This is a genomic window from Halomonas shengliensis (genome assembly GCF_900104135.1).
Taxonomy (GTDB): Bacteria; Pseudomonadota; Gammaproteobacteria; order Pseudomonadales; family Halomonadaceae; genus Halomonas; species Halomonas shengliensis.
Genome location: NZ_FNIV01000002.1, coordinates 180,568 through 199,052, shown reverse-complemented (window position 1 = coordinate 199,052; position 18,485 = coordinate 180,568). Strand labels below are relative to the sequence as shown.

Sequence of the window (18,485 nt, the reverse complement as noted above, 5' to 3'; positions counted from 1 at the left end):
GGGCGGACAGGGTACCCAAGGGTGGGTCGTGGGGAAAGCGTCTGATCCAGGGCAGTAAAGTCGCCCTTCGCCGTGGATCGGGTATCGAAAACAGTGTTCGATGTGGGGTATCCTTGGAGCCCGTTACCCAACCGCCCGCGTCGGCTCCGAGGAATCGATGGCCCGTCCCAGACAGCATGCCCCCGAGGCGCTCCATGCCCAGGTCATGGCGGCTTGCGACGCCTGGCTGAAGGAGCAGCCGGTGCAGTCCCTGTCGCTGCGCGCCCTGGCGCGGGAGGTGGGCTGTGCCCCCAGCACCCTGCTCAAGCTCTACGGCAGCTTTCACAACCTGCTGCAGCACGTCAACATCGAGACCCTCGGGCGGCTGCGCGAGGTGATCGAGCCGCTGACCGGCCAGGCCACCCCGGAGCAGCGCCTCACTGCCCTGGCCCGCGCCTACTGGCAGTTCGCCCAGGGCGAGGTCTACCGCTGGCAGCTGCTCTTCGAGTACCCGCTGGCCCAGGAGGGCGAGCTCGACCAGCGCCAGACTGAGATGATCGAGGCGCTGTTCGTACGGGTGGAGGGGACCCTCAAGGAGTACCAGCCGGCGCTGGATGACCTCGAGGCGCGGCGCCTGGCCCGCACCCTGTGGGGCAGCGTGCACGGCCTGGTGCAGCTCGGCCTCAACGAGCGCCTGGGCTTCTGGCAGGGGCAGCCGCTAGAGGTGGGCGAGTTGCTCGACCAGCTGCTGGGCACCATCCTCGCCGGCCTGCGGGCCCGGTAGGTCCTGCGGTGCCGGTACCCTCCTGGCCCCTGCTCGCCTGGTCCCTGACCGGCGGCGCGCTGGCCTGGCTCGCCTGGCGGGTGGCACGTGCGCCGCGCCCCGCGGTGCGCCTGCTGGTCTACCTGCTGGTTCGCCTGGTCTATCGCCTGCGGGTCGAGGGGCTCGAGCATATCCCCCGCCGGGGCGCCGCCCTGGTGGTCTGCAACCATGTCAGCTTCATGGATGCCCTGGTGGTGGGTGGCGCCAGCCGACGCCCGCTGCGCTTCCTGATGGACAAGCCGATCTACGACTCGCCGTGGCTCAACTGGCTGTTCCGGCTGGTGGGGGCGATCCCGGTGGAGTCGGAGCGTCGCGACCCGGGCAGCCTGCGCCGGGCGCTGGAGGAGGTGAGCCGGGCGCTGCGCGCCGGCGAGGTGGTGATGCTGTTCCCGGAGGGGCGCTTGACCCCGGACGGCGAGGTGCAGCCCTTCCGCCGCGGCCTGGAGCTGATCCTGGCCCGCGACCCGGTACCGGTGGTGCCGGCCAGCCTGTCGGGGCTGTGGGGCTCCTGGACCTCCCACTGCCATGGTCCGGCGCTGAGCGGCCCGCCGCGGCGGCTGCGCGCCCGGGTGGCGCTGCGCCTGGGCGAGCCGCTCTCCCCCGGGGCCGCGACACGCCACCGGCTCGAGGTCCGGGTACGCTACCTCAAGGCCGAGGGCGATGCCTGGAGCTGCCCCGCCGAGGTCCACCAGGCCCAGCGCCACTGAGCCCGGCGCCGCTCGCGACTCGCGAACCAGTGGTTCCGGGGCGCTAGCGCCGCCGCGGCGCCTGCCAGCAGCGCGCGGCGGTGATCAGGTTGTCGCGCACCTCCTGGATCTCCATGCGCACGCCCCCCAGCTGCAGCGACACCGGCCCTTCGGGGAAGCCTTCCAGGTGCTCCAGGATCAGGCCGTTGAGGGTCTTGGGGCCGTCGGTGGGCAGCTGCCAGCCCAGCGACTTGTTGATGTCGCGGATGCTGGCGGTGCCCTCGATGATCACGCTGCCATCCTCCTGGCGGTGGATCTCCTCCTCCATGCCGGCCACGTCGGTGGTGAACTCGCCGACGATCTCCTCGAGGATGTCCTCCAGGGTCAGCAGCCCCTCCACGTCGCCGTACTCGTCCACCACGATGCCGATCCGGCGCTTCTGTTTCTGGAAGTTGAGCAGCTGGGTGTGCAGCGGGGTCGACTCGGGGATGAAGTAGGGCTCCCGGGCCTCCTGGACGATGGCCGCCTTGGTCACCTCGGCGCGGGAGAGGATCCGCGCCGAGTTGCGCAGGTGCAGCATGCCGATGATGTTGTTGATGTCGCCCTTGTAGACCGGCAGGCGGGTGTGCTGGCTGGTGCGCATCTGCGCCAGGATCTCGTCGAGCCCGTCGTCCAGGTCGATGCCCACCACCTCGTGGCGCGGCACCATGATGTCGTTCACGGTGACGTTCTCGAGGTCGAGGATCGACAGCAGCATCGCCTGGTGGCGCTGGGGGATCAGGGTGCCCGCCTCGTGGACCACGGTACGCAGCTCGTCGCGGGTGAGGTTGTCGCCGCCGCCGTCGATGTTGCGCACGCCGATCAGTCGCAGCAGACCGTTGGAGATCACGTTGACCAGCCATACCAGCGGGTAGAGCAGCATCAGCAGCGGCTCGAGCACCCGCGAGGCGGGGAAGGCGATGCGCTCGGGCTTGACCGCGGCGTAGGTCTTGGGGGTGACCTCGGCGAAGATCAGGATGGTGATGGTCAGCGCCGCCGTGGCCACCGCGGGGCCGGTGACGTCGCCCAGGAAGTGGATAGCGATGATGGTGGCGATGGAGGCCGCCAGGTTGTTGACGAAGTTGTTGCCGATCAGGATCACGCCGATCAGGCGGTCGGGACGGGCGAGCAGCCTGGCCACCCGCTGGGCGCGCGACTCGCCGCTGTTGGCCCGGTGGCTCAAGCGGTAGCGGTTGATGGACATCATGCCGGTCTCGGAACTCGAGAAGAAGGCCGACAGGCAGATGAGCAGGAACAGCAGGCCGAACAGCAATCCCAGCGGGAAGTCGTCGCTCAAGTCGTAGGGTCCTCGGTCGCGGGTCAGGCTCGATTTGACGGGAGGGGCGGGCGCGGTGTCAAGGCGGCCCCGGGTCGCTTCAGCCGCGGCCGAGCAGCACGTCCAGCACGAAGCGGCTGCCGAAGTAGGCCAGCAGCAGCACCGCGCAGCCGCCCAGGGTCCAGCGCACGGCACGCATGCCGCGCCAGCCCAGGCGGTGGTGGCTGAACAGCAGGGTGGCGAAGATCACCCAGGCGGCCAGCGACAGGATCGTCTTGTGGGCCAGGTGCTGGGCGAACATGTTGTCGAGGAACACGAAACCGCTGAGGATCGCCAGCGTCAGCAGCGCCATGCCGGTCCAGATCAGCTCGAACAGCAGCCGCTCCATGGTGGTCAGCGGTGGCAGCGCCTGGACGAGGCCTCGCACCTGGTGCTGGCGCAGGGCACGGTTCTGCAGACCCAGCAGCACCGCCTGGACGGCGGCGATGGCCAGCACCGCGAAGGCCAGCAGCGAGCTGACGGCGTGCAGCGCGACCCCGGGGGGCAGGGCCTCGCTGGGCAGCGGTGCCGGGGCCATGGCGGCCAGCAGCAGGGCGAGCCCCGCCAGCGGCAGCACCCCGACCGCGGCGCCGAGCACGGGCTTGAACAGGCTCGCCACCAGCAGCACCGCCACGGCCATGGCGCCGAGCATCACCATGCTGGCGTAGAGCCCCGGCAGCACCTGGGCGTCGTGCCCGAACAGCCCGGCCACCAGCGGCAGGTGGCAGAGCAGGCCCAGCGCCGCCAGGCCACGCACCAGCATCGGGCGCGGCGCGACCCGACGGGTCAGCGTCAGCCCCTGCCAGGAGGCGGCGGCGAGATAGAGCAGAAAGGCCAGGACGGCCAGGGAGAGCGCCTGCATGGGTTGCGGTCCGTGCGCCGGTGGGAGGAGATGGCATCAGCCTGTGTCGCGTGCCGCTACTATACCCAATCCCCTGCGCGGCGCACAGGGAGAGGCCTTGGGCACCTCGCCCAGGGGCGCGAAGCCAGGGCCATCGCAGATAGAAGAACCGCTCAAGGCTTTCCCGGCGACAGGCCTTCGAGGGGGCGCTGTGAACCCGTCCCTGGGCGCTACCGATGCCATCCCTGGCATAGGACCCCCTCTTCGGCCTGCCCCCGGCGCCTTTCGCTATCAGCGCAGGCTGCCTGCGATAGCCCCGGGCGCGAAGCCAGGCGCATGGAGAGTCGCGGCCACAGCGCGTATAATCGTCGCCAACCTTCCGGCCGTCGCACATGTGGAGAGGCCAATGTTCCAGAATCTCAGCGAGCGCCTGTCGCAGACGCTCAAGTCGATCAAGGGTCAGGCGCGCCTGACCGAAGACAATGTAAAGGAGACGCTGCGCGAGGTCCGCCGCGCGCTGCTCGAGGCCGACGTCGCCCTGCCGGTGGTCAAGGACTTCATCGAGCGGGTGCGCGAGCGCGCCGTGGGCCAGGAGGTCTCCAAGAGCCTCTCGCCGGGCCAGCAGTTCGTCAAGATCGTCCAGCAGGAGCTCGAGGCGACCATGGGCGAGGCCAACGAGGGGCTGACCCTCAAGGGCTCGCCGGCGGTGGTGCTGATGGCCGGCCTGCAGGGCGCGGGCAAGACCACCTCCGTGGCCAAGCTGGCGCGCTACCTGCGCGAGCGCGAGAAGAAGAAGGTGCTGGTGGTCTCCACCGACGTCTACCGTCCGGCGGCCATCGACCAGCTCGAGACCCTGGCCAAGGAGGTCGAGGTCGACTTCTTCCCGTCGCGCTCCGACCAGAAGCCGGTGGAGATCGCCCGGGCGGCGATCAAGCACGCCAAGATCCAGTTCCACGACGTGGTGCTTGTGGATACCGCCGGCCGCCTGGCCATCGACGAGGCGATGATGGCGGAGATCCAGGCGCTGCATCAGGCCGTCTCGCCCCAGGAGACGCTGTTCGTCGTCGATGCGATGACCGGCCAGGACGCCGCCAACACCGCCAAGGCCTTCCACGAGGCGCTGCCGCTGACCGGGGTGATCCTCACCAAGGCCGACGGTGACGCCCGCGGCGGTGCGGCGCTCTCGGTGCGCCATATCACCGGCAAGCCGATCAAGTTCATGGGCGTGGGCGAGAAGGTCGACGCCCTGGAGCCCTTCCACCCGGATCGCGTCGCTTCGCGGATCCTCGGCATGGGCGACGTGCTGTCGCTGATCGAGGAGGCCGAGCGCACCGTCGACAAGGGCAAGGCCGAGCAGCTGGCCAAGAAGGTCAAGAAGGGCCAGGGCTTCGACCTCGAGGACTTTCGTGACCAGCTCCAGCAGCTCAAGAAGATGGGCGGCATGGGCGGCTTGCTGGGCAAGCTGCCCGGCATGGGCCAGATGGCCGAGATGGCCCAGGGGCCCGGCCCCGAGAAGGAGCTGGGCAAGCTCGAGGCGCTGATCAACTCCATGACGCCCCAGGAGCGCCGCAAGCCGGAGATCATCAACGGCTCGCGCAAGCGGCGCATTGCCGCCGGTGCCGGCCTGCAGGTGCCCGACCTCAATCGCCTGCTCAAGCAGCACAAGCAGATGCAGAAGATGATGAAGAAGGCGGGCAAGAAGGGCGGCATGCAGAAGATGATGCGCGGCATGTCCGGCATGATGGGCGGCGGCGGCCCGGGAGGCCCCGGCGGCATGGGGGGTATGGGCGGCCCCGGCGGGATGCCCTGGCGGTAAGCCCGAAAAAGGTTCCCAAGCGGGGCTGTTTTCCGTAGAATGCTGCGTCTTCACTGGCAGGACCGCGAATGGCGCGGTCATCGTCGTGACCGAATCCAACTCAACCGAAGGACAGAACAGGCCATGGTTACCATTCGTCTGGCTCGTGGTGGCGCCAAGAAGCGTCCCTTCTACCACCTGACCGTTACCGATTCCCGCAAGGCCCGCGACGGCCGCTTCATCGAGCGTCTCGGCTTCTTCAACCCGGTCGCACGCGGCCATGAAGAGCGCCTGCGCATCGACCTCGACCGCATCGCCCACTGGCAGAGCCAGGGTGCCCAGCTCTCCGGCCGTGTCGCCGAGCTGGTCAAGGAAGCACGCAAGCAGGCCTGATGCCTGATGCGATGTTTGTCTCGGTTCCGAGGTCGTCGATGAGCGAATCCACCAGGGAGCAGCCCGCCGACGATCATGTGGTGCTGGGAACGCTGACCAGTCCCTATGGCGTGAAGGGCTGGCTCAGGGTGTACTCGTACACCAGCCCCATGGAGGGCATCCTCGATTACCCCGTGTGGGTCGTGCGCCAGGGCGAGCGCCTGGAGCGCCGCCGCCTTCTGCAGGGGCGTCGCCACGGCAAGGGCCTGGTGGCCCAGGTCGAGGGCTGCGACACCCGGGAAGCCGCCGAGGCGCTGGCCGGCGCCGAGATCCTGCTGGCCAAGGCCGAGCTGCCCGAACTCACCGGCGATGACTTCTACTGGCACGAGCTGGAAGGCCTGCGGGTCGTCACCCGCGATGGCCAGGTGCTGGGGCGCATCGACCACCTCTTCGAGACCGGCGCCAACGACGTCATGGTGGTGAAGGGGAGCCTCGAGCCGGAGGCCATCGACGCCCGCGAGCGGCTGCTGCCGTTCCTGCCCGAGGAGGTGATCCTCGAGGTGGACCTCGCCGAGGGCGTGATGACCGTGGACTGGGATCCAGACTTCTGATGGAGGTCCCGGCGCCGGCACAGGACGCACCCGAACACGACCCGGATCACGCCATGTGGGTCGGCGTCGTCTCGCTGTTCCCGGAGATGTTTGAGGCGATCACCCGCCACGGCGTCACCGGCCGGGCAGTGGAGAAGGGGCGCATCGCGCTGGAGTTCTGGAACCCGCGCGACTACGCCAACGACCGGCATCGCACCGTGGACGACCGACCCTATGGTGGTGGTCCGGGAATGCTGATGAAGGTCGATACCCTGCGCGCGGCGATCCACGCCGCCAGGGCTAGGGCCGAGCAGGCCACCGGGCGGCGCCCGAAGGTGGTCTACCTGTCGCCCCAGGGGCGGCGGCTCGACCAGGCCGGCGTGCAGGAGCTGGCGTCCGGGCCGCCACTGGTGGTGGTGGCCGGGCGCTACGAAGGCATCGATGAGCGCGTGGTGGAGAGCGACATCGATGAGGAGTGGTCGATCGGCGATTACGTGCTGAGTGGCGGCGAGCTGCCGGCCATGGTGCTGATCGACGCCGCGGCAAGGCTGGTGCCCGGGGTGCTGGGCCATCAGGATTCCGCGGTCGAGGACTCCTTCAACGACGGGCTGCTGGACTGCCCGCACTACACCCGCCCGGAGGAGATCGATGGGCGGCAGGTGCCGGAGGTCCTGCTCAGCGGCAACCACGGCGCCATCCGGCGCTGGCGGCTGAAGCAGTCCCTGGGGCGCACCTGGCAGCGGCGTCCCGACCTGCTCGAGGGCAGGACGTTGGACAGGGAGCAGCGCGAGCTGCTCGAGGAGTATCTCGAGGAACACGCCCTGACGGCCAGGTAAGCAGGGCGGCGGTGCGGGGAGCCCGAGGGGCTCGCTCGTGTCACCCATCATCTCCCGCGCTCTCGAGCTCGCTCGGGCGCCGGGATCACGATTCGCCGGCATCCCAAGCCGACCGGTGAGTCAGGTTATCAAGGAGTTACATGTTATGAGCAGCAAGAACAAGGTGATCCAGGCGCTCGAAGCCGAGCAGATGAGCAAGGAAGTCCCGGCCTTCGCCCCCGGCGACACCGTCGTCGTCCAGGTCAAGGTCAAGGAAGGCAACCGCGAGCGTCTGCAGGCCTTCGAAGGCGTTGTCATCGGCAAGCGCAACCGCGGCCTGAACTCCGCCTTCACCGTGCGCAAGATCTCCCACGGCGTCGGCGTCGAGCGTACCTTCCAGACCTACAGCCCGCTGGTCGACTCCATCAGCGTCAAGCGTCGTGGTGACGTGCGCCAGGCCAAGCTCTACTACCTCCGCGAGCGCAGCGGCAAGTCCGCCCGCATCAAGGAAAAGCTGGCCTGAGGCAGCCGCCTCGGAGCCGTCGAGCCGGGGCCAGGCCCCGGCTCGTCCGCAGGACCCCGTCACCGCAGCCGCGGGGCGGGGTCTTGCTGCATCTGGGGCCTGCCCACCGGAGCCCGCCATGAGCGCCGCCGACCGCGATACCCTCGAGGCCTTCCTCGACGCCCTGTGGCTGGAGCAGGGGGTGAGCGACCATACCCTCGCCGCCTACCGCCGTGACCTCGCGGCCTGGACGGCGCGACTGGCCGAGCGCGACGAGGCGCTGCTGGCACCGGCGCCGGCCACGTTGCCGGCCTGGCTCGACGAGCGCCGCGAGGCGGGCTACCGGCTGCGCAGCAACGCGCGGCTGCTGTCGAGCCTGCGGCGCTTCTACCGTTGGGCGCTGGAGACGGGGCGGATCGAACGTGACCCCCTGGCCGAGATCCGCCTGCCGCGGGTTCGCCCCAGCCTGCCGGAGACCCTGGAGGAGGACGAGGTGGAGCGGCTGCTGGCCGCCCCGGACGTGACCACCGACCTGGGGCTGCGCGACCGTACCATGCTGGAGGTGCTCTACGGGGCGGGGCTGCGGGTCTCGGAGCTGGTGGGCCTCGGCGTGGAGGCGGTCAACCTGCGCCAGGGCGTGGTGCGGGTGCGTGGCAAGGGCGACAAGGACCGTCTGGTGCCGTTGGGGGAGGAGGCCGTCGACTGGCTATCGCGCTACCTGCGCACCGCTCGCGGCGCGCTGATGCAGGACCCCACGCGGCCGGCCCTCTTCCCGGGGCGTGGCGACCGCTCCCTGACCCGTCAGGCCTTCTGGTACCGTATCAAGCACCATGCCCGGGTCGCCGGCATCGAGCGGCCACTCTCGCCGCACACCCTGCGCCACGCCTTCGCCACCCACCTGTTGAATCATGGTGCCAATCTGCGTGTCGTACAGTTGCTTCTCGGTCACAGCGACCTCTCGACCACCCAGATCTACACCCATGTGGCCCAGGCGCGCCTGGAGCGCCTGCACGCCGACCATCACCCGCGAGGATGACGACACATGACGACCCTTTCCCGGACCCTTCTAGCCACCCTCCTCGCCGCGCCGCTGGCCCTGCCGGCCCTCGCCGAGCAGGACGGCGCCGAGCGCCTGGCCGAGCGCCTCGCGGTCAACGGCCAGGCGATGCCGGTGCAGAGCGTGCGCGAGGCGCCCATGGAGGGCCTCTTTGAGGTGCGCCTGGCCACCGGGGAGCGCTTCTACAGCGACGCCGAGGGCGAGCACTTCCTGGTCGGCGACCTCTACCGCAACGCCGAGCAGGGGCTGGTCAACCTCACCGAGCAGGCACGCAACGGCGAGCGCGCCGCGCGCCTGGCCGAGGTGCCGGAGGCTGAGCGGGTGATCTTCCGGGGACCCGAGAGCGAGGCCGAGGTGGTGGTCTTCACCGACACCACCTGCCCCTACTGCCAGCAGCTCCACGAGGAGGTGCCGCGCCTCAACGAGCTGGGCATCGAGGTGCACTACCTGGCCTTCCCGCGCAGCGGCATGAACGGCCAGGGCGCCCGCGAGCTGCAGCAGGTGTGGTGCGCCGAGAACCCCGCCGAGGCGATGAGCGCCGCCAAGCGCGATGATTCGCTTTCCGGCGCCGCAGACTGCGACAATCCGGTCGAGGCACAGTATCATCTGGGGCTGGAGCTGGGCGTCCAGGGCACGCCCGCCATCGTGCTGCCCGATGGCCGTCTGGTGCCGGGCTATGTGCCCGCCGAGCGCCTGGCGGCGATGCTGGGCGTGGCGGAATAGCCCGAACCCGCCCGGCACACTTCCCTTTCGGTCGACGGCTCGCCACCCAGGCGGGCCGTCGACACGCCTGGACACGACACGCCATATAACGAACTCGGAACACGCGAGCAGGAGCAAGACATTGAAACCGGTAAGAGTAGGAATCTGTGGGCTGGGAACCGTCGGTGGCGGTACCTTCAACGTGCTGACGCGCAACGCCGACGACATCGAGCGCCGGGCCGGCCGGCCGATCGTCATCGAGCAGGTCGCCTATCGCACCCCCAACCCGGAGTGTGACCTTACCGGCATCGCCAGCACCGCGGATGTCTTCGAGGTGGCCACCAATCCCGATATCGACGTGCTGGTGGAGCTGATCGGCGGCTACGACGTGGCCCGCGAGCTGGTGCTCACCGCCATCGAGCACGGCAAGCACGTGGTCACCGCCAACAAGGCGCTGATCGCGGTGCATGGCAACGAGATCTTCGCGGCCGCCCACGAGAAGGGCGTGATCGTGGCCTTCGAGGCCGCGGTGGCCGGCGGCATCCCGGTGATCAAGTCGCTGCGCGAGGGGCTCGGGGCCAACCGTATCGAGTGGGTGGCCGGCATCATCAACGGCACCGGCAACTATATCCTCACCCATATGCGTGACGAGGGGCGGGCCTTCGAGGACGTCCTCGCCGAGGCCCAGGCGCTGGGCTACGCCGAGGCCGACCCCACCTTCGACGTCGAGGGCATCGACGCCGCCCACAAGCTCACCATCCTCGCCTCCATCGCCTACGGGGTGCCGCTGCAGTTCGAGAAGGCCTACACCGAGGGCATCTCGCGGGTCACCGCCGAGGATGTCGAGCAGGCCGACAACCTGGGCTACGTGATCAAGCACCTGGGCATCTCCAAGCGCACCGAGCAGGGCCTGGAGCTGCGCGTGCACCCGACCCTGATCCCCAAGGAGCGGCTGCTGGCCAATGTGCACGGCGTCAAGAACGCCATCGCCGTGATGGGCGACGCCGTGGGCCCGACCCTCTACTACGGCGCCGGTGCCGGCGCCGAGCCCACCGCCTCGGCGGTGGTCGCCGACCTGCTCGACGTGGCTCGCGACATCGCCACCGACCATCACTACCGGGTGCCCTACCTGGCCTTCAGCGGCATCAGCGAGGACGTCAGCCAGCTGCCGATCATGCCCATGGAGGAGATCACCACCGCCTATTACCTGCGGCTGCTGGCAGTGGATCGTCCCGGCGTGCTGGCGCGGGTGGCCACCATCCTCTCCGAGCAGGGCATCTCCATCGAGGCGCTGATCCAGAAGGAGGCCACCGAGGGCGAGCTGGTGCCGATCATCCTGATGACCCACCGCACCCGCGAGCAGCACATGAACGAGGCGATCCGCCAGATCGAGGCCATGGCCGACATCGCCGGCCCCGTGACCCGGATCCGCGTCGAGTCCCTGGACGAGCAGGAGTAAGCCATGCGCTACATCAGTACCCGCGGGCAGGCGCCTGCGCTCTCCTTCGAGGAGGTTGTGCTTACCGGCATGGCCAGCGACGGCGGCCTCTACTTGCCCGAGGAGATCCCCTCACTCTCCCGTGACGACCTCGCCGCCATGGCGGGGCTCTCCTATGCCGAGATCGCCTTCCGGGTGATGAAGCCGTTCGTCAACGGCGAGATCGACGACGACACCTTCCGCGCTATCGTCGAGGAGGCCTACGCCACCTTCAGCCATGACGCCGTGGTGCCCCTCAACCAGCTCGACGCAAACCACTTCCTGCTCGAGCTGTTCCACGGCCCGACCCTGGCCTTCAAGGACGTGGCGCTGCAGCTGCTGGGCCGCATCCTCGACCACTTCCTGAAGAAGCGTGGCGAGCGCGCGGTGATCATGGGGGCGACCTCCGGCGACACTGGCTCCGCCGCCATCGAGGGCTGCCGCCACTGCGACAACCTCGACATCTTCATCCTCCACCCCCATAACCGGGTCTCGGAGGTGCAGCGCCGCCAGATGACCACGGTGCTGGCGGATAACGTCTTCAACGTCGCCATCGAGGGCAACTTCGACGACGCCCAGGCGATGGTCAAGGCAAGCTTCGCCGACCAGTCGTTCCTGAATGGCACCCGCCTGGTGGCGGTGAACTCCATCAACTGGGCGCGCATCATGGCCCAGATCGTCTACTACGTCGCCTCCGCCGTGGCGCTGGGCGCGCCGCACCGCCCGGTGAGCTTCTGCGTGCCCTCGGCCAACTTCGGCAACGTCTTCGCCGGCTACATGGCCTACCGCATGGGGCTACCGGTGGAGCGCTTCGTGATCGCCACCAACGCCAACGACATCCTGCACCGCACCCTGGCCGCCAACGACTTCTCGAAGCAGGAGCTCAAGGCGACCCTGGCGCCCTCCATGGATATCGTGGTCTCCTCCAACTTCGAGCGCCTGCTGTTCGAGGCCTACGAGCGTGACGGCGCCGCCGTGGCCTCGCTGCTCGAGCGCTTCCAGGCCGAGCCGACGGCGCTCGCCGATGCCCCCTTGGCGCGGCTGCGTGAGAAGTTCGCCAGCCATAGCGTGGATGATGCCACCATCCTCGAGGTGATCCGCGAGGCGCACCACCGCACCCAGGAGATCCTCGACCCGCACACCGCCACCGGCTACCGCGCCGCCGAGCGCGAGCGGGGCGATGCGGCCGTGCCGATGATCACCCTGGCCACCGCCCACCCGGCCAAGTTCGCCGAGGCGGTGGTCAAGGCGGGTTTCCCGGGCGTGCCGCTGCCGCCACATATGGACGACCTGCTGGAGCGCGAGGAGCGTTACAGTGTGCTGCCGGCGGAGCTTTCTGCCGTGCAGCAGTTCGTCGTCGAGAATCGCCGCTGAAGCCGGAAGCTATAAGCTAGAAGCGGGAAGTGGAAGCAGCGAGGGGCGCCGGGGACAGGCCGAAGAGGAGGTCCTACGCCAGGGATGGCGTCGGTAGCGCCCAGGGAAGGGTTCACAGCGCCTCCTCGCAGGCCTGTCGCCGGATCAGCCCCGAGCGGGCATCCAGCTCCAGCGACATTGAGACCTCCCTGGCCTGTCCCTGGTGCCCCTCGCTATTCCGGCGCCCCTCTCTTCCCAGCGGTCACAGACTTGAATCAGAGGAGTCAGGGTTGGACGCCACAAGCGATCCCATCGATCTGAGCGAGCGTCTGAGGCCGCGCATCCTGCCGCGTCCCCGGGATGCTGCCCTCTATGCCCGCGCCCAGCGCGAGGGCCTCTCCGAGCTCCAGGCCCGGGTGCTGGCCGGCCGTTTGGCCGGCTACCAGGGTGAGCTCGACCCGCTGGTCACACCCAGCCTGCGCCACCTGGCCCACCCCGAGAGGCTCGCCGACGCCCGGTGTGCCGCGGAGCGCATCGCCCAGGCGGTGGTGGATGGCGAGCATATCGGCATCCTTACCGACTACGACGTCGACGGCATCACCTCCCATGTGGTGATCCGGCGTACCCTGCACGAGCTGTTCGGCGTGCCGGAGACGCGCCTGCATAGCCTGATCGGCCATCGCATCCACGACGGCTACGGCATCAGCCTGCCGCTGGTGGAGCGCACCCTGGCGCTCTCGCCGCGCCCGAGCCTGGTGATCACCGCCGACTGCGGCAGCTCCGACGAGCCGCGCATCGCGCGGCTGGCCGCCGAGGGCATCGACGTGGTGGTCAGCGACCACCACGCCCTGCCGGTGGAGGGGCCGCCGCCCTCCGCCCACGCGGTGGTCAACCCCACCCGGGACGACTGCACCTACCCCGACGCCACCATCGCCGGGTGCATGGTGGCCTGGCTGGTGATGTCGCTGACCCGCTCGGTGCTGATCGAGTGGGGGGTGCTGCCCGAGGCCACCCCCAAGCTCTCGCCCTGGCTCTCCTACGTGGCGCTGGGCACCGTGGCGGACTGCGTCTCGCTGGGCGACAGCCCCGCCAACCGTGCCGTGGTGACCCACGGCCTGGCACTGATCAACCGCATGGAGGCGGCCTGCTGGCGCGCCATGGCCCAGCGCCTGGGTGCCGACAGCGTGCCCTTCGATGCCGAGACCCTGGGTTTCCAGATGGGGCCGCGGATCAACGCCCGCTCGCGCCTGGACGACCCCTATGCGGCGCTGCACTTCATGCTCGCCGAGCAGGATCATGTGGCGAGCCGCTATCTGGATGTGCTGGATCAGGACAACCAGTCGCGCAAGGCGATCGAGGCGGACATGGCCGAGGAGGCGAGGGCGCTAGCGCTGCCGGCCCTGGCCGCCGATGAGCCGGCCATCGTGGTCTTCCTCGAGGATGGCCACCCCGGGGTGCAGGGCATCGTCGCCTCGCGCCTGGTGCAGGCCTACGGGCGGCCGGCGCTGGTGCTGACCCCCGCCGCGGCACCCGGCATGCTCACCGGCTCCGGGCGCTCCATCGAGGCGCTCCACCTGCGCGACGCCCTGCAGCGCACCTTTGCCCTGGCGCCGGAGGCGTTGCCGCGCTTCGGCGGCCACCGTGGGGCGGCCGGGGTCGGCGTGCCTGTCGAGCATCTCGATGCCTTCAAGGCCGCCTTCCTGCAGGCGGTGGCCGAGCAGCTGGGGGAGGCAGAGCTCTACCCGCGGATCCTCACCGACGGCGACCTGGCCCCCGAGCAGCTCAGCCTGGCGACGCTCGAGGAGCTGCAGGCGCTCGGCCCCTACGGCCGCGAGTTCGAGGCGCCGCTCTTCCAGGGCGAGTTCATCGTCGAGCGGCTGCGCCCGGTGGGCGCCGACGGCACCCACCTGATGCTGGAGCTCTCCCTGGGCGCGGTGACCCACCGCGCGATCTGGTTCCGGGCGCTGACCGCTGGCGAGGTGCCCGCCTTCGGCGTGGGCGATCGCCTGCGCTGCGCCTACAAGCTCAACCGCAACCGCTGGCGGGGAAGGGAGAGCCTGCAACTGATGGTCGAGCACGCCGAAGCGACGGCCTGACCCAGCCTGCCGCAGCCGCGACGAGCGATCGAGCACACCCCGGACAGACGAGACAAGGAGTCAGGCATGGACCCGCAGGAGCTGCCCAAGGACCCCCACTCCCTCTGGGAGGACGCCATGGCGATGCTGGTGGGCACGCTGTTCGTGGCGCTGGGCGTGACCCTCTACACCCAGGCCACGCTGCTCACCGGCAGCACCGCCGGAATGGCCTTCCTGCTGCAGTACGCCAGCGGCTGGCCCTTCGGTGTCTGGTTCTTCCTGATCAACCTGCCGTTCTACTGGCTGGCCATCAGGCGCATGGGGTGGTCCTTCACCCTGCGCACCTTCGCCGCCATCGGCCTGGTCTCGCTGTTCTCGGAGCTGACCGGGCGCTGGATCGACATCGCCGGCCTGGCGCCGCTCTACGGCGCACTGATGGGCGGCTGCCTGATCGGCATCGGCATGCTGATCCTGTTCCGCCACCGCGCCAGCCTCGGCGGGGTGAACATCCTGGTGCTCTACCTCCAGGACCGCTTCGGGCTGCGCGCCGGCTATGTGCAGTTGGCCATCGACGGCGCCATCATGCTGGCCGGCCTGGCATTGCTGCCGGCCGACCGGGTGGGGCTCTCGGTGCTCGGCGCGGTGGCGCTCAACCTGATCATCGCCCTGAACCACAAACCCGGGCGCTACATGGGGGTGAGCTGAGCGCCGCCACGCTCAGCGCCTGCCCCAGAACCACCAGGCGATCAGGCCGATCAGGGCGAGGCCGGCCAGATTGACGATCCAGCTCATGGGCGTGCCTCCTCGGGGGTGTCGGATGACGGTTCGGCGCCGCCGGCCTCGCCGGTGGGGCGGAACAGGCGCAGGCGGTTGGCGTTGCTGACCACGGTGATCGAGGAGAGCGACATCGCCGCCCCGGCGATCATCGGCGACAGCAGGGTGCCGGTGAGCGGATAGAGCACCCCGGCGGCGATGGGGATCCCCAGCACGTTGTAGCCGAAGGCGCCCACCAGGTTCTGCTTGATGTTGGAGAGCGTCGCCCGGCTGACCTCGATGGCCGCGGCCACCCCGTGCAGCGAGCCGCGCACCAGGGTGATGCCGGCGCTCTCGATGGCCACGTCGGTACCCTGGCCGATGGCGAAGCCGACATCGGCCCGGGCCAGTGCCGGCGCGTCGTTGATGCCGTCACCCACCATGCCTACGACCTCGCCTTCGCCCTGCAGGCGCTCGATCTCGGCGTGCTTGTCCTCGGGCAGCAGTCCCGCACGGAAGTCGTCGATGCCCACCTCTCGGGCGATGGCGCCGGCGGTATGCTCGTTGTCGCCGGTCAGCATCACCACCTTGAGGCCGTCGGCCTGCAGGCGTTGCACCGCCGCCACGGTGTCGTGGCGCAGCGGGTCGCTGATGCCGAACAGCGCGGCCAGCCTGCCCTCCACGGCGAGGTAGACCACCGTGCGTGCCTGCTTCTCCAGCTCGGCGCCGCGTTCGCGGCCCTTGCCCAGGTCGACGCCGGCCTCCTCCAGCAGGCGGGCGTTGCCCAGCAGCAGCTTGCGGCCGTCAGGCGTCTCGGCCTTCACGCCACCGCCGGTGACGCTGTCGAAGTCCCGGATCTCGGCGGGTTCGGCGCCGGCCTGTTCGGCATGCGAGAGCAGGGCCGCCGCCAGTGGGTGCTCGGAGCCGCGCTCCAGGGCCGCCACCAGGCCGAGGCGCTCCTGCTCGTCGCCATCCAGCACCTCGGCCTCGGTGACCCGAGGCTTGCCCTCAGTCAGGGTGCCGGTCTTGTCGACCACCAGGGTGGTGAGGCGGCTCGCCGTCTGCAGGGCGTCGCCGCTTCTCACCAGCACGCCGTGCTCGGCGGCCTTGCCGACCCCGATCATGGTGGAGATCGGCGTGGCCAGGCCCAGGGCGCAGGGGCAGGCGATGATCAGCACCGTGGTGGCGGTCACCAGCATATGCAGCACCCGCGGCTCGGGGCCGAGGTTGTACCAGACTAGGGCGGTGAGCACGGCGATGATCATCACCGAAGGCACGAAGATGCTCGAGATCCGGTCGGCCAGCTGGCCGATGGGCGGCCGCGAGTTCTGGGCGCTGGCCACCTGCTCGGTGATGCGCCCGAGGCGGGTGTCGGCACCGACCCGGGTGGCACGGTAGACCAGCGAGCCCTTGCCGTTCACGGTGCCGGCGCTCACCTCGTCGCCCTCGGCCTTGGCCACCGGCAGCGGCTCGCCGGTGAGCATGGATTCATCGATATGGCTCTGGCCCTCGGTCACCTCGCCGTCCACCGGCAGGCGCTCGCCGGGGCGCACGCGGATCAGGTCCTCCTCGCGCACCGCGTCGATCTCCACCTCGCGCTCCTCGCCGTCGCGGATCACCCGGGCGGTGCGGCTCTGCAGGTCGAGCAGGCGCTTGAGGGCGTCGCTGGTGCGGCCCCGGGCACGCAGTTCCAGGGCGTTGCCCAGCAGCACCAGGCCGATGACCATCGATGAGGCCTCGAAGTAGATGCCGCGGGCCATCTCGGGCAGCCAGGGGGCGAAGGCCACCACCGCCATGGAGTAGAGCCAGGCGGTGCCGGTGCCCATGGCGATCAGGGTGTCCATGTTGGCCTGGTGGTGGCGGAAGTTCTTCCAGGCGTTGACGAAGAAGTGGCGACCGGGGAAGGCCATCACCGCGAGCGTCAGCGCCCCGACCACCAGCCAGAAGAGCCGGCCGGCGCCTTCCGGGTGGGGGTGGTAGACGAACATGCCCACCATCAGCGGCACGGCCAACGCCAGCGACCAGGCGCTGCCGCGCAGCAGGCGGCGATACTCGCGCCGCTCGCGCTCGGCGCGGGCCGCCTCGGCCTGGCGCAGGTCGTGGATCGGCTCGGCGCCATAGCCCACCGCCTCCACGGCCTCGATCAGCGCCTCCTCGTCGGCGCTGCCCTGTACCTGGGCGGTGTGGGTCCCGAAGTTGACCGTGGCCGAGACCACCCCCGGAGTGCGCTCCAGCGCCTGCTGGACGCTCTTCACGCAGCTGGCGCAGGTCATGCCGCCGATGGAGAGGCGCCGGGTGGTGGCGTGCTCGTCGGCGTCTTGCCCGGCGGGTGTCTCGGGCGGCGTTTCGGCCGCGGTGGAGTCGGGCGTCGGCTCGGCCTCCTCGGCCGGCCCCGAAGCCCCGCCCGGCGGATAGCCGGCCTCGCCCAGCAGGCGGTCCAGGGTCTCGTCATCCAGCCGGCTGGTCACGGTCAGGCGCTTCTCGCTCGGCTCGCCGACCACCTCGGCCTCCGGATCCTCGGCCTGGACCGCCTCGCGCATGCGCCGCACGCAGCCCTGGCAGCTCATGCCGGGCACCCGGCGCTCGTGGCGCAGCGGGCGATTCGCCGGCGCATAGCCGGCACCCTGAAGGGTGCGATCGAGGCGCTCTTCATCGAGGGTGGAGGTGACGGTCAGGCGCTTCTCGCTCGGCTCGCCGACCACCTCGGCGTCCGGATCCTCGGCCTGGATCGCCTCGCGCATGCGCTTCACACAGCCCTGGCAGTTCATGCCGGGTACCTGACGTTCGAGGGTGGCGTTCATGGCGTCTCCTTGTCGGAAGCGTCGGCGTGGAGCGGTTCGGGGAAGCTCTCGATCAGCCGGCACAGGCTGTGGCCGTCCGGGGTGCCGTCGGGCATCTCGGCCCAGGCGTTCAGCGCGCGCTCCATGCGCTCGGCCAGGGCCTGGAGCTCGGCGATGCGTTCGCGGATCTGCGGCAGCCGGCTGGCCAGCAGGTCGCGCACCATGGGGCAGGGGGAGTCGCCGTGGTCGGCGTGGTCGAGGATCTCGCGGATCTCGGCGACGCCGAAGCCGAGGGTGCGGGCGCGCTGGATGAAGCGCAGCCGCTCAAGGTCCTCATGGGTGAACAGCTGGTAGCCGTTGTCGGGGTGGCGCTCGGGGTGCAGAAGACCCTCCCGCACATAGTGGCGCACGGTCTCGGCGGTGACGCCGGCACCCCTTGCCAGTTCACTGACCTTCATGGGATCGCCTCTCGGGATTGGCATGGCTGTAGTGTAAAACCCTTGTGTTACCCAAAGGTCAAGGCATTCACTG

General features: G+C 69.8%; 17 protein-coding genes. 13 read left to right on the top strand and 4 right to left on the bottom strand.

Annotation, left to right across the window (positions count from 1 at the left end; translation table 11 throughout):
- Positions 1-157 precede the first annotated feature (157 nt).
- Both BLP95_RS03530 and BLP95_RS03525 read left to right on the top strand, forming a co-directional pair.
- Positions 158-763: a TetR/AcrR family transcriptional regulator gene (locus tag BLP95_RS03530; RefSeq protein ID WP_023005494.1), complete on the top strand. Its 606-nt coding sequence runs from the start codon at positions 158-160 to the stop codon at positions 761-763.
- 80 nt (positions 764-843) lie between these two features.
- The gene (locus BLP95_RS03525; protein WP_245678683.1) at positions 844-1,509 is read left to right on the top strand and encodes a 1-acyl-sn-glycerol-3-phosphate acyltransferase; all 666 of its coding nucleotides are present in this window, start codon (positions 844-846) and stop codon (positions 1,507-1,509) included.
- Positions 1,510-1,552: 43 nt separating this feature from the next.
- Here BLP95_RS03525 and BLP95_RS03520 read toward each other — a convergent pair whose 3' ends face one another.
- Complete coding sequence (locus BLP95_RS03520) at positions 1,553-2,824, bottom strand: HlyC/CorC family transporter (RefSeq protein WP_089677051.1); 1,272 nt, start codon at positions 2,822-2,824, stop codon at positions 1,553-1,555.
- Between the two features lie 79 nt (positions 2,825-2,903).
- Entirely contained in the window at positions 2,904-3,704 is an 801-nt protein-coding gene (locus BLP95_RS03515) for a cytochrome C assembly family protein (RefSeq protein ID WP_089677050.1), read from the bottom strand.
- Positions 3,705-4,089: 385 nt separating this feature from the next.
- Here BLP95_RS03515 and ffh point away from each other — a divergent pair, with 385 nt between their 5' ends.
- The 11 genes from ffh to BLP95_RS03460 all read left to right on the top strand — a co-directional run bounded on the left by ffh (position 4,090) and on the right by BLP95_RS03460 (position 15,126).
- On the top strand, positions 4,090-5,499 hold the full coding sequence (ffh, locus tag BLP95_RS03510) for a signal recognition particle protein (RefSeq protein ID WP_089677049.1): 1,410 nt from the start codon (positions 4,090-4,092) through the stop codon (positions 5,497-5,499).
- A 123-nt stretch (positions 5,500-5,622) separates the two neighbouring features.
- Positions 5,623-5,871 carry a 30S ribosomal protein S16 gene (gene rpsP, locus BLP95_RS03505; protein ID WP_089677048.1) on the top strand — a complete coding sequence of 83 codons (249 nt, stop codon included), beginning with the start codon at positions 5,623-5,625 and terminating at the stop codon, positions 5,869-5,871.
- 38 nt (positions 5,872-5,909) lie between these two features.
- Entirely contained in the window at positions 5,910-6,461 is a 552-nt protein-coding gene (gene rimM / locus BLP95_RS03500; protein WP_089677047.1) for a ribosome maturation factor RimM, read from the top strand.
- Between the two features lie 53 nt (positions 6,462-6,514).
- Positions 6,515-7,276, top strand: coding sequence for a tRNA (guanosine(37)-N1)-methyltransferase TrmD (gene trmD / locus BLP95_RS03495; RefSeq protein ID WP_089677046.1), 762 nt, complete (start codon positions 6,515-6,517; stop codon positions 7,274-7,276).
- Positions 7,277-7,421: 145 nt separating this feature from the next.
- A complete protein-coding gene (gene rplS, locus BLP95_RS03490) occupies positions 7,422-7,778 on the top strand; it encodes a 50S ribosomal protein L19 (protein WP_023005502.1) in 357 nt (118 codons plus the stop codon).
- 118 nt (positions 7,779-7,896) lie between these two features.
- Positions 7,897-8,793: a site-specific tyrosine recombinase XerD gene (gene xerD, locus BLP95_RS03485; protein WP_089677045.1), complete on the top strand. Its 897-nt coding sequence runs from the start codon at positions 7,897-7,899 to the stop codon at positions 8,791-8,793.
- Positions 8,794-8,799: 6 nt separating this feature from the next.
- The gene (locus BLP95_RS03480; RefSeq protein WP_023005504.1) at positions 8,800-9,537 is read left to right on the top strand and encodes a DsbC family protein; all 738 of its coding nucleotides are present in this window, start codon (positions 8,800-8,802) and stop codon (positions 9,535-9,537) included.
- 121 nt (positions 9,538-9,658) lie between these two features.
- On the top strand, positions 9,659-10,975 hold the full coding sequence (locus BLP95_RS03475) for a homoserine dehydrogenase (RefSeq protein WP_089677044.1): 1,317 nt from the start codon (positions 9,659-9,661) through the stop codon (positions 10,973-10,975).
- A 3-nt stretch (positions 10,976-10,978) separates the two neighbouring features.
- Positions 10,979-12,367 (top strand): threonine synthase, encoded by a 1,389-nt coding sequence (gene thrC, locus BLP95_RS03470; protein ID WP_089677043.1) that lies wholly within the window; start codon positions 10,979-10,981, stop codon positions 12,365-12,367.
- Between the two features lie 269 nt (positions 12,368-12,636).
- A complete protein-coding gene (locus BLP95_RS03465) occupies positions 12,637-14,442 on the top strand; it encodes a single-stranded-DNA-specific exonuclease RecJ (protein ID WP_089677042.1) in 1,806 nt (601 codons plus the stop codon).
- Between the two features lie 66 nt (positions 14,443-14,508).
- Positions 14,509-15,126 carry a YitT family protein gene (locus tag BLP95_RS03460; RefSeq protein WP_089677041.1) on the top strand — a complete coding sequence of 206 codons (618 nt, stop codon included), beginning with the start codon at positions 14,509-14,511 and terminating at the stop codon, positions 15,124-15,126.
- Between the two features lie 83 nt (positions 15,127-15,209).
- Here the strand turns inward: BLP95_RS03460 and BLP95_RS03455 are convergent, their stop codons facing one another.
- Both BLP95_RS03455 and BLP95_RS03450 read right to left on the bottom strand, forming a co-directional pair.
- Complete coding sequence (locus tag BLP95_RS03455; RefSeq protein WP_245678668.1) at positions 15,210-17,975, bottom strand: heavy metal translocating P-type ATPase; 2,766 nt, start codon at positions 17,973-17,975, stop codon at positions 15,210-15,212.
- A complete protein-coding gene (locus BLP95_RS03450) occupies positions 17,972-18,412 on the bottom strand; it encodes a MerR family transcriptional regulator (protein WP_089677040.1) in 441 nt (146 codons plus the stop codon). Before BLP95_RS03450 ends, BLP95_RS03455 begins: the two co-directional genes overlap by 4 nt.
- Positions 18,413-18,485 lie beyond the last annotated feature (73 nt).